Below are 13,508 nucleotides of genomic sequence, written 5' to 3'. Positions count from 1 at the left end.
GGGCAAGTTGACTCGGTAACGCCGAGCAACGCGTTGAGCCCGGCAGCGCATCAGGGATGTCGCTACGGTCATTTCTCCGCGCTGCCCACAGCCCCATGTCCGCCCTTGCGGCCCTGTTCGCCGACCTGTCCACCGACGTGCTGCCGAGGGCCGGGGTTGCCTACGTGCATTACCTGAGCTTCATGCTCTGCTTCGGTGCTCTGGTCCTGGAACGACGCCTGATCCGCCCCAACCCCAGTAAGCAAGACGCCACCTTGATGGTGATCACCGATGTCGTGTACGGGTTGGCGGCTCTTGCCCTGCTGGTGAGCGGCATCCTGCGGGTGATGTACTTCGGTCAAGGAGGCAGTTTTTACACAGAAAATCCTCTTTTCTGGTGGAAGGTTGGCCTCTACCTCAGCGTTGGTGGGCTTTCCCTCTACCCAACCATCACCTACATCCTCTGGGCTATCCCCCTGCGCAAGGGCGAACTGCCCCAAGTGAGCGAAGCCCTCGCCAACCGGCTGGCGTGGATCCTCAATATTGAGCTGGTTGGCTTTGCCCTAATCCCCCTGCTGGCCACGCTGATGGCGCGCGGCGTGGGGCTTCCCGGCACGCTTGCTGCCTGAGAGAGCGGTGGAGTTACCACCACCATTAGCTGTCCCATGCGGGAGATCCACGGATATCCGGCCATGGACATCCCCAGACCCCACTCCACCCATCGCCGCCGTACGAGCAGCGTCTGATCCAGCCGACTACCGCCACCGCCTAAAAGCCACCCCGGCGGGCTGGCCGATCCAGCAGCACTGGTGCGTGTGGGTGGAGCCCACTTACACGAGCGGGCCCACGGGAATCTGGGAGCAGCGCTGGCATCAGGCCGTAATCGATGCCCTCAACACCTGGCAGCAGCACCTAGCCATCACGTTGGTGGACCAACCAGAGCAAGCCCAAGTGCTGTTGGAACGCAGACGCCCTCCCCTGCGCAACAACCGCGCCAGCCATGGCCGGGCTGAGCTGCAGTTATTGGAGGTGCAGCGCCAGGGACGCTGGCAACTGGAGCCAAAGGTGACCGTGATGATCAGCCCGGGCCAGGCCCAGCCAGCGATTCAGGCCACAGCTCTGCATGAACTCGGCCATGCCTTTGGCCTTTGGGGACACAGCGACCAGGCCGGCGATGTGATGGCAGCAATCCCGGGAGGCAAACCCATTCTTCAACTCACGGATCGTGACCTGCGCACCCTTCAATGGCTGCAGCAGCAACCGGGGCTGACCCAGCCGGCAAGGCCATGAGCCAGCCCAAGCGCACCATCTCCGATCTGTTCCTGCGCCGGCCGGTGTTGAGCCTGGTGCTCACTGCCCTGCTGCTCCTAATGGGGGGCCTGAGCCTGCTGTCGCTGCAGGTGGAAAACCTGCCGGCCATCGCACCGGGGCGGGTGAGCGTGAGCAGCACCTACCCCGGTGGTAGCCCGGAAGTGGTGGAGCAGGGCGTCACCGCTCTGCTGGAGCGCCAGCTCAATGGCCTCGAGCGGCTCGACAGCATCCGCTCCACCAGCACCGCCAACGGCAGCAGCATCAACCTCAGCTTCCGCGGCGGCGCCCCTGAGCTCAATCAGGTGAATGCTCAGAACGAGGTGAGCCAGGTGCTGCGCCAGCTGCCGGCTCAGGTGGCACGGCTCGGGGTGCAGGTGCGTCGCAGCTCCGACGATCTCTTGATGGTGCTGAGCTTCAGCGCCGAGAACGGCCGCTACAGCGAGCTCTTTCTCAGCGGCTGGGTGAATCAGGTGGTGAAGGAGCGCCTACAGCGGGTGGATGGCGTAGGCAATGTGACGTTGTTCGGCGGCAGCCCCCTGGCCTTCCGCCTCTGGCTGAATCCGGCAGCCCTGCTGGAGCGTGAGCTCACGATCAACGACGTTCGCCGTGCCCTTGAAGGCCAGAACGTGCTGGCAGCCCTCGGCCAGGTGGGAGATGCCCCGGTTCCAACCGGTCAGGCCACCACCCTGCCCCTCCAAATGGAAGGGAGGCTGCGCAGCCCCGAGGAGCTGAAGCAGCTGGTGGTGGGCAAAGGGCCCGACGGCGGCGTGGTGCTGCTGAGCGATATCGGCCGGGTGTCCCTGGGAAGCGAGAACTACGGCAGCGTCGCCAGGAACCTCAAAGGCGATCCCACAGTGGCCCTGGGGGTGTTCCAGCGTGATGGCAGCAATGCGCTCACGGTGAGCGAGGCGGTGGAGCGGGCCTTGGCTGACCTGGAGCCCCGCTTTCCACCAGGGGTGGAGCTGCAGCTGATCGTCAACGAAGCCGACACGGTGCGCCAGAGCATCGGCGAGGCGGCTGGCAGCCTGCGCGATGCAGTGCTGCTGGTGTTTCTGGCCCTACTGCTGGGCCTGGGCAATAGCCGCCTGGCCTTGATCAGCGCCCTGGCCGTGCCGGTATCGCTGCTGGGCTCGATCACGTTGATCAACCTCAGCGGCACCTCAATCAACACCCTCAGCCTGTTCGGCATGGTGCTGGCCTCAGGCCTGGTGGTGGACGACGCCATCGTGGTGAGCGAAGACATCGGACGGCGCCTTGAGCGGGGCGCCTCACCACGAGCAGCGGCCCGGGAGGCCATGGCCGAGCTGGGTGGAGCCGTGGTGGCCACCTCACTGGTGCTGCTTGTGGTGTTTCTGCCGGTGCTGGGCATGGAGGGCAGCGTGGGCCGGCTCTATGCCCCGATCGCCATCAGCATCGGGGCCGCAATTGTGGTGTCAACGCTTAACGCCATCAGTTTCACGCCGGTGGCGGCCAGCCGCATCCTGCACGCAGAGCAGAAGGAGCCTGCCTGGCTGCTGCGCTGGATCGATCCGCCACGCCGCTGGCTGGAATCGATGGAGCAGCCCTACGGCCGCTGGCTTGACCGGAGCCTTCATCACCGCGGTCGCGTGTTGATCGCCCTGGCCTTAGGCCTGGTGCTCACCGCTGCTGGGTTAAGCCTGCGCCCCAGCGCCTTCATTCCCCAAGAGGACAACGGTCAGCTGCGGGGCGTGGTGGTGCTGCCAGACGGCTCATCCCTCCAACGCACCCAGGCGGTGATGGAAGAAGTTCGCAGCACCCTGGCGCAGGAACCGGCCCTGCGAAGCGCAAACTTCTACGCCGGCCGCTCCTTCGGAGACAGCAGCCCTAATAAAGGAATCTTTTTTGTGAGGCTGCACGGGATCGGCAATCGGGGTGAGGGCAACAGCTCCACCTCGGCGGTGGCTGAGCGACTCAACCGCCAACTGATGCAGCGCGTGCAAGGGGCGGTGGTGATGCTGAGCGAAGCCCCCACCGTGCGCGGGTTCAGCAGCGAAGGTGGGCTCGAGGTGGAGCTGCTGGACACCAGCAATGGTCAGCTCAGCATTCAGCAATTCGCCCAGCAGGCGCAGACCTTCATCCAGTCGGCCAATGCCAGCGGGCGGTTCAGCCGTGTCTCCACTCGCTTCAATGCAGATTCCCCCGTGCTGCGCCTGGAGCCCGATCGGCTGCAGCTGGCTTCCCTGGGGGTGGAGCTCGATGAGCTGGTCGCCACCTTGCAGGCCAGCTTCGGCAGCACCTACGTGAACGACAGCTTCGAAGGCGACCAGGTGCGGCGGGTGATCGTGCAGCTGGAGGGCGAGGGGCGCCGGGATGCGAATGACGTGCTCGCCCTCCAGGTGCGCAACCGCAACGGACAACTCATTCCCATCGGCCAACTGGTGCAGGTGGTGCCGTCCACCGGACCCAGTGCCATCAACCACACCCGCTTGGTGCGCTCGATTTCGATCCGAGCCGTACCCGCATCAGGGGTGAGTACCGGTCAGGCCATGGCCGCTCTTGAACAAATCCAGCGCCAGCAGGGCAATACCAACGTGGAGCTGGAGTGGGCAGGCCTGGCCCGTGAAGAGCGTGAGGCCGGCGGCGGCAGCATTCGCGCCTTCGTGCTGGCGGTGGTGGTGATGGGTCTGCTGCTGGGAGCTCTTTACGAAAACCTGCTCGACCCGCTGATCATCCTGATCACCGTGCCCCTGGCCCTACTAGGAGCTGTCGGTGGCCTGATCGTGCGCGGGCTCCCCCTTGATGTCTATGGGCAGATGGGGCTGCTGGTGCTGGTGGCCCTGGCCGCCAAAAACGGCATCTTGATCGTGGAATTCGCCAATCAGCGCCTGCGGGAAGGCCTGGAGCTGGATGCGGCGATCCGAGACGCGGCCACAAGCCGGCTACGGCCGATCCTGCTCACGGCAATCTCTTCGCTGGCTGGCTTCCTGCCACTGCTGCTGGCCACGGGCTCGAGCGCCAGCAGCCGCATCAGCATCGGCACCGTGGTGTTCTCGGGGCTGCTGGTGGCCACGGGCTTAAGCCTATTTGTGGTGCCGGGGGTGTACAGGCTGATCAAGGGCTGGGAGCTTGCACGGCCCCATCGGCAGGTGCATGGAGGCCAGCATGGCTGAACCGAAGGTCATGGTGATGCAGAGCAGCCTGAAGCTGGTGATCGCTGCCACCGTTGCCGCTGCAGCACTGGGGCTCAGCGGCTGCAACAGGCCCCGTGCTGCCCGCCCACCAATGCGTGTGCTGGCGGAGCAGCCACGCCAGGAAGCCTTTGTGCGCAGCCTCGACACTGTCAGCACGTTGGAGGCCACCACGGAGATCGAACTGGCGTCCCAGGCGGGCGGCCGCGTGCAGCGGGTGTTGGTGCAGGGAGGCGAGCCCGTCAGTGCTGGGCAGCTGCTGGTGGTGCTTGATCAAACCCAGCTGCTGGCTGATGTGGCGGCCCTCAAGGCCGCGGCCGAAACCGATGCCATTTCCTATCAGCGCTTCAAGGGGCTGGTAAGCCAGGGAGCGGCCACGGCGCTGCAGCGCGATGAAGTGCGCGCCAAGGCCATCGGCTCCCAAGAAGCTCTGCGCTCGAAACAGGCCGACCTGGCTTACAAGGATGTACGCGCCCCGATCAGTGGGGTAATGGCGGATGTCACCATCAAGGCGGGGGATGTGGTGCAAGCCGGCACGCCCTTCAGTCGCATCATCCGCAACAACCAGCTGCAGGCCCGTATCGATGTGCCTGCCAACCAGGCCAATGCTGTGGCGCGGGGCCAGCGGGTGCAACTGCTCGATGGCATCAACCCACGCCCTCTGGCCGAAGGGCGCATCAACCTGATCGACCCCGGTGTGAACAACACCAGCCAGACCCTTTTAGCCAAGGCCACGATCGAGAACCCCCGAGGCCTGCTGCGCAACGGCCAGCGGCTCCGCACCCGCGTGATCCTGGGTGCAGACCGGCAGCTGGCGGTGCCGTTTTCAGCGGTGACCCGCAGCTTCGGTCAAAGCTTTGTGTTTGTGGTGGGCACCCTCAGCGACCTCGAGCGTGATCCAGGCAAAGCGGATCTCGCCTCCCTACGCCGCCTACCCAAGGGAACCCTGCTAGCCCTACAGAAACCAGTGAACCTCGGCCCTCTGCAGGGGGAGCTCTACCCGGTGCTGAGCGGCCTGAGCAGCAACAACCGGGTGATCCTCAGCGGCAGCATGGGCCTGCGGCATGGCAGCCCAGTGCAGCTCAAGCCCTGAGGCCACTCACTCGCGCCTTGGGGCTCCGCGCCTCTGGGCGAGCACCTGCTGCACCTCTCGCCAGCTGACGCCGTGATGTGCCAGGGCCACCTGCAGATGAAACAGGATGTCGGCCGCTTCTCCAGCGATCTCAGCGGCGTTGTTGTCTTTGCAGGCCATCACAAATTCGGCGCTCTCCTCGCCGATCTTCTTGAGGATGCGGTTGTCGCCCCCCTCCAGCAGCTTGTTGGTGTAACTGCCAGGTTCAGGCCGATCACGGCGGCCCTCGATCACCCGCATCAGCTCGGTGCACACATCCGCCGGTGGCGGAGCTGCCGCGCTGCCACCGGCCGTGGCTGCCGGTCCGTTGTCAAAGAAACAGCTGCGCGCACCGGTGTGGCAAGCCACATCACCGCTCTGCTCGATCGTGAGCAGGAGCACGTCGGCATCACAGTCGTAGCGGAGATCCCGCAGGGTTTGCGTGTGGCCGCTGGTGGCGCCTTTGTGCCAGAGCTCCTGGCGAGAGCGGCTCCAGTAATGCACCTCCCCGGTGGCCAGGGTGTGCTCGATCGCCTCGCGGTTCATCCAGGCCACCATCAACACCGCTCCGTCCAGCCAGTCCTGAGCCACAGCAGGAATCAAGCCGGCCTCATTAAATCGAAGGGAGTCGATCAGGGCCGGATCAGGGAGCTGAAATGATGCCTGCAAGGAGTGGCCAACCATCTGGTCTGATCCTCCCGCAACACCGAATCACCACCGTCAGGCCCCGGGAATGAGCGCCGCCTTCACCTGCACGAAGACGTTCAGCGGCTTCCCCTGCTGCCACCGGCAGTGGCGCCATCCAGGCCATTGCCGCTTCGTGCACGGCTACAGCCGTAGTTTCACCTGCTGGTTCCGGGCCACGCAGCTCGATCAGCACGGCTTCGTGGTGGATTTCTCAAGCCTGAGCAGCCTGCAAACGCAGCTCACGCAGCAATTTGACCACACGTTTCTGGTCAATGCCGACGACCCGCTGCTCGCTCAGTGGCAGTCGCTGCATGCGCAGGGCGCCCTTGATCTACGGGTGATGGACAACGTGGGAATGGAAGCGAGTGCGCAGCTGGTGTGGACCTGGGCGAACGAGCTTCTCGAGGAGCGCGACAACGGGCGCAGCTGCTGCTGGAAGGTAGAAGCCCGCGAAAATGAGAAGAATGCCGCCTGCTTTGAGGCTCTACCGGAGTGGTTTGAGCGAGCGGACCTGGGCTGAGCCTTCGTTGGGCTTCAGACCGCCGCACTCCTGCCAGGAACGCAACAACTGCACCAGCTCAGCTTTCATCGCAACCAACTCCGTCAGGCGCTGATCGATCGATTGAATGCGGGTCTGGATGCTGCTTTTCAGAGCGCTGCAGTTGCACTGACCTTCCCGGCGAACATCGAGGATGCGCTTGAGCTCAGGCAGCGGCACATCCATGGTGCGAAGCGCACGAATCAGGCTCAACTCAGCTACCACCTCGGGATCGAAGAGGCGATAGCCACCTTGAGAGCGGCCAGCGGCATGAATCAGCCCTTCATCGCTGTAGAAGCGCACGGTCTTCACGGGCAAGCCACTGGCCTGGGCAACCTGCCCGATCCGCAGAGCCGGAACCTCCATGCAACAACCCTCCAGATACAGGAATCTGCTGCAACCCTAAGGAGCAAGCCCGTATGCCGATCTGACGACATCAACCCTCCACTAAGTCCACCCAGCCAGAGACTTGCACTACCTTGCGCCTCTGCCCGCTTCGGCTAGGCCATGCCCCAAGCTCAGACAACCCGCAAGCTGCCCCAGCTACTGAGCGCGATCGGCCTGGCGACAGGCCTCCAGCTACAGGGCGCCGCGGTTCATGCCAACACCGGTGGCGTCCCCGCGCTGTACGCCACCCAGGCAGAAGCAGAAGAGGCAGCCAAAAAGCACTTCAACTGCACCGGCGCCCATCCGATGGGCAACCAATGGATGCCCTGCGCCCAACACAGCCAGACCAGCCCTTCAGCCAACAACCATCACTGAGCCAACACGATGAGCAGCTGCGGTGAACCACCCAAACTGGTTGCCTTCGGGATCGCCCCACTAGGGATCATCTCCATTGGGGTTGTGCCCATGGGAGTGGTGAGCATCGGGGTTGTACCCATGGGGGTGCTCAGCCTTGGAGTTGTAGGCATGGGCGTCGTCAACGCCTGCGTCGTGGGCATGGGCGTCGTGGTGGCCGGCTTCAATGCCATGGGCATCTGGTCGCTCAGCCCGGGCAGCGCGCATCAACACCACAGCAGCAGAGCCGCCCAGGAACAGTTGATGGCCTACCCCAGCAAACAGGTAGCTCTCGACAAAGCACGGGAACTCGGTTGCGAGGGCGTGCACGCCATGGGCTCCTTGTGGATGCCCTGCGCCGAGCATCCAACCGACCACAAGCCCCACTGAAGGCGCGCCCCTAACGCCACAACCAGAAGGCGGCAACCAGTCGCGTAGACAACAGACGGGACCAGCACGTCGCAATTTAAGATCTGCTTCAGATTTGCGTCGCGGTTGTTCATCCCGCGTAAGCCTGTTGCCCATTGCCCTGCTTCTTCCTGCCCTGCAGCTGCTCCACCCCATGCCCGGGGTGATCACCCAGGGAGTGAGAGAGGGCCATCCCGCCATCGACATCGCCTGCATCACTGGCACCCCGGTGCGCGCAGCCCACGACGGCCGGGGCTTCGTACGCAACAGCCGCACCCATGGCACCACCTTTGAACTACGGGGCGACGACGGCTTAGAGACCAGCTACAGCCACCTCCACACCGCCATGCCCGCCGGCACGTACAAACGGGGCGATCAAATCGGCACCTGCGGCAACACCGGCATCTGGAGCAGCGGGCCTCACCTCCACTTCGAATCCAACCGGCCTGAGCTCCTGAGCTCACTGATCGAGGAAGACACACCAACCACCACGCCAATCGACCAACCCTCGGCCCCCTTGGCCATCGGCGGCTCGCCAGAAGCCCTGAGCACGAAGCCATGATGGGCTTCTGATTGCAAGCCATCCGCTGTGGCTGATCCGCATTGAGCAGGCTGGCCACCATCTGGGCCATCTTTCAGGGCTTGCTACTGGAGGCGCTCCCTTTTTTGTTGATCGGGGTGCTGATCGCAGGCATGGCCCGCTGGATCGCACCGGGTGGGGGCTGGTTGCAGCGTTTACCCAGCCAACCCCTGCTGGCACCGCTCACCGGAGCCGCCCTGGGTTTTGCGCTGCCTGCCTGCGAGTGCGGCAATGTGCCTGTGGCAAGGCGGCTGCTAGCCAGCGGCGCACCACTGGGCTCAGCCCTGGGCTTTTTGTTTGCAGCCCCTGTGCTCAATCCGATCGTGCTGGCCAGCACCTGGGCCGCCTTTCCGCATCAGCCTTGGCTGCTGGCCGCTCGCCCGCTTGCTGCCCTGCTGCTGGCACTTGCTCTTTCAGCCCTCTTGCAGCAATGGCCCGAGGGGCAGCTACTGGAGCCTGCCCTGCTAGAGGAGCGCCGCCTAAGCCAGCCCCTGGCTGAAGTGGGGCTGCTCGAGCGCCGTACCGGCCTCGTGGGAGCGGCGACAGCAGCGACGACGCCGCCCAAACCGGAGAAGCCAAGCCTGGCCACGGTGCTGGACCACAGCAGCCGGGAATTTTTAGATCTGGCAGGGCTGCTGGTGCTGGGCAGTGCCCTGGCTGCGGTGGTACAAACCCTTCTACCCCGCACCTGGCTGCTGGCTGTGGGGGGCGGCCCCACGCTCTCGGTGCTCAGCCTGATGCTGATGGCCGTGGTGGTGTCTGTGTGCTCCAGCGTGGATGCTTTTCTCGCCCTGGGCTTTGCATCTCAGATCACCCCCGGCGCGCTGCTGGCCTTTCTGGTGCTGGGCCCGGTGGTGGATCTGAAACTGCTGGGGTTGTTTGGCGTGGTGCTGCAGCCCCGGGCGATTGCGCTCACGGCGGCGGGCGCCTGTGTGGTGGTGCTGTTGATCGGGCAATGGGTCAATCTCTGGCTGCTTTGATCCGGCCACTCGCCCTGGCCCTCTGGGGTGCGGTGCTGCTGGTGAGCACCCTCTCGGGCCGGCTCGACCTCTTGCTGCGCGGGGTGTTTCATCCGCTGGTGGGGCTTAGCGGCGTGGTGCTGCTGGCCATCGCCCTGCAGCAGGCATGGCAGCGCCGCCGCGAGCGGCGCTGGAATCGCAGTTGGGCGTTGAGCAGTCTGCTGGCGATCGCGGTGCTGGCCTTACCACCGAATCCCTCCTTCAGCGATCTGGCCTCTAACCGCAACAGCGATCTGGGTAGCGACGTGGAACTGGATTTCCTGCTGCCCCCTGGCCAGCGCAGCCTCACCGACTGGGTGCGGCTGCTGCGCAGCCAGCCCGACCCACAGCTTTATCAGGGCGACCCGGTGCGCATCAGCGGATTCGTACTCACGCAACCGAATGGCCCGCCCCAGCTGGGGAGATTGTTGGTGCGGTGCTGCCTGGCCGATGCCACGCCGATCGGGCTGTCGGTGCGGTGGCCGCCTGGCTTCACACCAAAACCCGATCAATGGCTTGCCATTGAGGGAGCCATGGGGGTGGACAGCGTGGCCGGACAGCAGCGCAACGTGGTGTTACCAGCCCGCATCCGCCCGATCCCTCGCCCCGCGAGGCCGCTCGAGCCATGAACACCGCAGCCCTGCTGTTGGCTGGTGGAGCGCTGCTGGCGCTGATGCAACAGCAATGGCTGCTGCGCCGCCCGCCGCGGCTGCTGGAGCTGCAATCGAGCACCGCCAGCTCAGGCCCAGCAGCTCTCTCGCTGCGCTTCAGCCGGCCGATGAATCGCGCCAGCCTGGCGAAGCACAGCCGCCTACAACCTCCCCTGCCTCACCAATGGTTGGGCGACGACAATCCCCTGCGCTTGTTGCTGGCAGCCAATCAACCGATCAACGGCGCGATCGCGATGCTGATTCGCGGAGCAGATCGGCGGGGCCTTGCCATGCAGCCGCAGCGCTGGAGCTGGGACCCAAGGCCACGGCTACTGGCCGTGGTGCCGAGCGGCAACGGTGAGCAACTACAGCTGATGCAGCGCAACGGCACCTGGCGGCCACTCACCCCGACAGTCGATCGGATCACAGCGGTGACGCCGCTGGGGGATGGGTCGGGCATTGCCATGGCCAGCCGCAACAACACCAGCGAACAACTCTGGCTGCTGCCGCTGAAGCAGAGCGCCCTACAGCGTGAGGGCGAACCGGGCAGCGCGGAGGTGCAGGCCGGTTCGCTGCAGGCGTTGCTGCCGGAGCCCCTGATCTTTGCCCACCTGAGCAGCAACCAACGGGGCGACCTATTGGTGCAGTGGAGCGCCCGAACCCTGGGGCGCTCGATCACCAGCTTCTGGCCGCGCCAGGGCAACCGCCAGCAACTGGAGCTGGAGGCCTCCGGTCCCATGCAGCTGCTACCGGAAGGGGGAGCGCTGGTGGTTCCTGAGCTGGAGGGTTTGAGCCTGCGCAATCTGCCTGGCAGGCCCGAACGCCGCCAGCTGCTGCCGGGTAGCCGTGACCTGAGCAGTTTCTGCCCTGTGAGCGGGAGAGCACTGCTGGTGCGGCATTGGCCCGATTTCCGCCGTTCATTGGAGCTGGTCGAGCCTGGGCAGCCGCCACGCCAGTTGTGGCTGGGCGGCGATGCCGTGCTGAGCACCGCCTGCGATCGCGGTGGGGAACGGGTATGGCTGCTGCTCAGCCACTGGCGTGATGCTCAGCGCAACCGGCTGCTGGAAATCAACCGCAAGGGGCAGATCGTGCGCCAAAAAGATCTGGCTGACTGGCAAGTGGAGCCAGGTGCCCCCATGGCCTACGACCCAACCAGACAGCAGCTCTTGCTCACCCTGCGGAAACCTGGGAAACAGGAGGCCCAACCGGTGCTGATCCCGGTGGCCACACTGCAGCTGGAACCCCTGGCCAAAGCGGTGCGCCGGGCCCTCTGGCTACCGCCTGGCTAGCTGGAGGGGCAGCAATAGAAGGCAGAGCACGCCGATCAAGGGCCCGGGTGGCAGGTTCACCCAGGGTTGAATCGCCAGCAGAAAACCACCACCACTCAGCAGCGTGCCGAGCCCGGCCGAACGCCACAGGGCTTGACGCAGGCTGCTGGCACCGGGCAGGGCCAACAGGGCTGGTGCTCCCATCAAACCGATCACCAGCACAACCCCCACAGCCGTCATCGCACTCACCACGGTGAACGCCGTCACGAACGTGAGCAGCAACCGCAGCCTCTGCACAGGCAGACCGGCGCTGGCCGCACCGAGCGGATCCACCCCCAAATACACGTAATGGCGATAGCGGAAACCCAACAACAGCACCATCGCCGCCAAGGCCATCAGGCTGCGCCACAGATCCACCGGCGCCGCCGCCAGAAGGTCGCCGAACAGCACAGCCTCCAGGTCAACACGGATCCCCAGCAACGGGATCAGCAACACCCCAAGGCCCAGAAATCCAGCCAGAACCGTATTGAGCACGGCTTCATCGCCAGGCTGTCCCGGCCGTGATCCGCCGCTAAAGCGCTCAGCCAGCAAGGCACCCGCCAAGCCGCTGATCACTCCACCCACCCCGGGATCAATCCGCAGCGCCAGGGCTATGGCCAACCCGGGCAGCACGGCGTGCGACACCAGATTCACCAGAAACAACCGGCGCTGCACCAGCAACAGAGTGCCCGCCAGCGGGCAGAGGCCTCCCACCACCAAGGCCACAAGCAAGGGCAGCAGCCACCACACACGCTCCATAGGATCAGGGCATCTGCCCCGCTGGTTCGGCCATGCCCCCCCAGGTTGCCGCTTCGAGTGATCGCCAGCAGCTCCTGCTCGAACAACTGAAGCGAGCAGATCGAGAACTCTCCGGCCAAGACCTGCACGCCCTGCTGCGCCAGGGGCCACAGCCCATGGGGCTGGCCACGGTGTACCGCCACCTGCGTCAGCTGCAGCAACGCGGCTTAATCCGCTGTCGCCACCTACCGAGCGGAGAAGCCCTGTTTGCACCCATGGAGCGCGATGAGCACCATCTCACCTGTGTGGACTGCGGCGCCACTCTGGTGCTGGAACACTGCCCGATGCATAACGTGAAACTTCACGGGGATCAGGCCGATGGCTTCCAATTGCTGTTTCACACCTTGGAATTCTTCGGATTGTGCAGCCACTGCCAGCAGCGCCAGAGCGTCTAGCCGCAGCAGTGGTTCCCCACGCGTAGATCCCCGAGTGCCTGGCGCACCTGTTGCGGCGTGCCATCGGCCAGCATCTGACGATCCAGCACCAGCACCCGGTCGTAGGCATCGAGATCACGGCCCCAGTCATGGCTGCTCACCAGCAGGGTGAGCCCAGCATCACTGAGCTGGCGCATCACACGCAGCAATTCCGTACGGGAAGGCGGATCAATGGCCGCACACGGTTCATCTAGCAACAGCAAACGAGCTGGTTGCACCAGGGTGCGGGCGAGGAGTGCCCGCTGCTGCTGGCCACCTGAGAGCTGATCAAGGCGCCGCCCGGCCAAACCGGCAAGCCCTACCCGCTGCAGTGCCGCCTCCACATCGCAGCAACCCGGCCTCTGGCCCGCCAAACGCCCCAGCGCCACCAGCTCACCCACGGTGATCGGGAAACTCCAGGCAATCTCCCCTCGCTGGGGCATCAGCGCCAGCATCTGCCGTGCCAGAGGCCGGCTGAGGGGCACTCCTTCCCAGGCAATGGCACCACTTTCCAGGGTGAGATTGCCCTCGAGGGTCTGCAGCAACGTGCTCTTGCCGGCTCCGTTAGGACCCACCAGAGCCGTAAGGCTGCCGGGTTGCAAGGCAAAGCTGAGGTGATCGAGCACCAGCTCGGGGCCGCGGCGCACACACAGCTGCTGAACGCTGAGCACCGATCACGGCATCACTGAACTCACGTTAGTGATCGGGCACACCTCAATCGCCCACCTGCACCAGCACCGCGCGAAGGCCGACCACCCCCCATCAGACCCCAGCCAGAAACAGCTGCACAGGCCCATGG

16 protein-coding genes are annotated in these 13,508 nt (G+C 64.9%); 12 read left to right on the top strand and 4 right to left on the bottom strand.

All coding sequences use genetic code 11. The features are described from left to right. Positions 1-95 precede the first annotated feature (95 nt). From KJJ24_RS00870 to KJJ24_RS00855, 4 genes are all read left to right on the top strand, one after another. Positions 96-608, top strand: a complete 513-nt coding sequence (locus tag KJJ24_RS00870; protein WP_214340155.1) for a DUF2214 family protein — start codon at positions 96-98, stop codon at positions 606-608. Between the two features lie 190 nt (positions 609-798). Further along, entirely contained in the window at positions 799-1,269 is a 471-nt protein-coding gene (locus tag KJJ24_RS00865) for a matrixin family metalloprotease (protein ID WP_250544827.1), read from the top strand. Further along, positions 1,266-4,421, top strand: a complete 3,156-nt coding sequence (locus KJJ24_RS00860) for an efflux RND transporter permease subunit (RefSeq protein WP_214340154.1) — start codon at positions 1,266-1,268, stop codon at positions 4,419-4,421. Before KJJ24_RS00865 ends, KJJ24_RS00860 begins: the two co-directional genes overlap by 4 nt. Next, positions 4,414-5,532: an efflux RND transporter periplasmic adaptor subunit gene (locus KJJ24_RS00855; RefSeq protein WP_250544826.1), complete on the top strand. Its 1,119-nt coding sequence runs from the start codon at positions 4,414-4,416 to the stop codon at positions 5,530-5,532. Before KJJ24_RS00860 ends, KJJ24_RS00855 begins: the two co-directional genes overlap by 8 nt. Before the next feature lie 6 nt (positions 5,533-5,538). Here the strand turns inward: KJJ24_RS00855 and hisIE are convergent, their stop codons facing one another. Further along, complete coding sequence (gene hisIE / locus KJJ24_RS00850; RefSeq protein ID WP_214340152.1) at positions 5,539-6,234, bottom strand: bifunctional phosphoribosyl-AMP cyclohydrolase/phosphoribosyl-ATP diphosphatase HisIE; 696 nt, start codon at positions 6,232-6,234, stop codon at positions 5,539-5,541. Positions 6,235-6,283: 49 nt separating this feature from the next. Here hisIE and KJJ24_RS00845 point away from each other — a divergent pair, with 49 nt between their 5' ends. Continuing rightward, positions 6,284-6,757, top strand: coding sequence for a 6-carboxytetrahydropterin synthase (locus KJJ24_RS00845; protein WP_214340151.1), 474 nt, complete (start codon positions 6,284-6,286; stop codon positions 6,755-6,757). Here KJJ24_RS00845 and KJJ24_RS00840 read toward each other — a convergent pair. After that, the gene (locus KJJ24_RS00840; protein ID WP_214340150.1) at positions 6,722-7,141 is read right to left on the bottom strand and encodes a MerR family transcriptional regulator; all 420 of its coding nucleotides are present in this window, start codon (positions 7,139-7,141) and stop codon (positions 6,722-6,724) included. The genes KJJ24_RS00845 and KJJ24_RS00840 overlap by 36 nt on opposite strands. Before the next feature lie 141 nt (positions 7,142-7,282). Between KJJ24_RS00840 and KJJ24_RS00835 the strand changes: the two genes are divergently transcribed. From KJJ24_RS00835 to KJJ24_RS00810, 6 genes are all read left to right on the top strand, one after another. Then, entirely contained in the window at positions 7,283-7,537 is a 255-nt protein-coding gene (locus KJJ24_RS00835; protein WP_214340148.1) for a DUF3721 domain-containing protein, read from the top strand. Between the two features lie 9 nt (positions 7,538-7,546). Next, positions 7,547-7,945 carry a hypothetical protein gene (locus KJJ24_RS00830; RefSeq protein ID WP_214340146.1) on the top strand — a complete coding sequence of 133 codons (399 nt, stop codon included), beginning with the start codon at positions 7,547-7,549 and terminating at the stop codon, positions 7,943-7,945. A 127-nt stretch (positions 7,946-8,072) separates the two neighbouring features. Further along, positions 8,073-8,525: a M23 family metallopeptidase gene (locus KJJ24_RS00825; protein ID WP_214340144.1), complete on the top strand. Its 453-nt coding sequence runs from the start codon at positions 8,073-8,075 to the stop codon at positions 8,523-8,525. A 41-nt stretch (positions 8,526-8,566) separates the two neighbouring features. Further along, on the top strand, positions 8,567-9,523 hold the full coding sequence (locus KJJ24_RS00820) for a permease (protein WP_214340142.1): 957 nt from the start codon (positions 8,567-8,569) through the stop codon (positions 9,521-9,523). Next, on the top strand, positions 9,499-10,170 hold the full coding sequence (locus KJJ24_RS00815; RefSeq protein ID WP_214340135.1) for a TIGR03943 family protein: 672 nt from the start codon (positions 9,499-9,501) through the stop codon (positions 10,168-10,170). Before KJJ24_RS00820 ends, KJJ24_RS00815 begins: the two co-directional genes overlap by 25 nt. After that, complete coding sequence (locus KJJ24_RS00810) at positions 10,167-11,480, top strand: hypothetical protein (protein WP_214340134.1); 1,314 nt, start codon at positions 10,167-10,169, stop codon at positions 11,478-11,480. The genes KJJ24_RS00815 and KJJ24_RS00810 overlap by 4 nt, the downstream gene beginning before the upstream one ends. Here the strand turns inward: KJJ24_RS00810 and KJJ24_RS00805 are convergent. Further along, on the bottom strand, positions 11,466-12,257 hold the full coding sequence (locus KJJ24_RS00805; protein ID WP_214340132.1) for a metal ABC transporter permease: 792 nt from the start codon (positions 12,255-12,257) through the stop codon (positions 11,466-11,468). The genes KJJ24_RS00810 and KJJ24_RS00805 overlap by 15 nt on opposite strands. Before the next feature lie 32 nt (positions 12,258-12,289). Between KJJ24_RS00805 and KJJ24_RS00800 the strand changes: the two genes are divergently transcribed. Then, complete coding sequence (locus tag KJJ24_RS00800) at positions 12,290-12,691, top strand: Fur family transcriptional regulator (protein ID WP_214340130.1); 402 nt, start codon at positions 12,290-12,292, stop codon at positions 12,689-12,691. Here the strand turns inward: KJJ24_RS00800 and KJJ24_RS00795 are convergent. Further along, complete coding sequence (locus KJJ24_RS00795) at positions 12,688-13,380, bottom strand: metal ABC transporter ATP-binding protein (protein ID WP_214340127.1); 693 nt, start codon at positions 13,378-13,380, stop codon at positions 12,688-12,690. The genes KJJ24_RS00800 and KJJ24_RS00795 overlap by 4 nt on opposite strands. Positions 13,381-13,508 lie beyond the last annotated feature (128 nt).

This window comes from Synechococcus sp. LA31, from assembly GCF_018502385.1.
Taxonomy (GTDB): domain Bacteria; phylum Cyanobacteriota; class Cyanobacteriia; order PCC-6307; family Cyanobiaceae; genus Vulcanococcus.
This window is presented reverse-complemented; position numbering and strand designations above follow the sequence as displayed.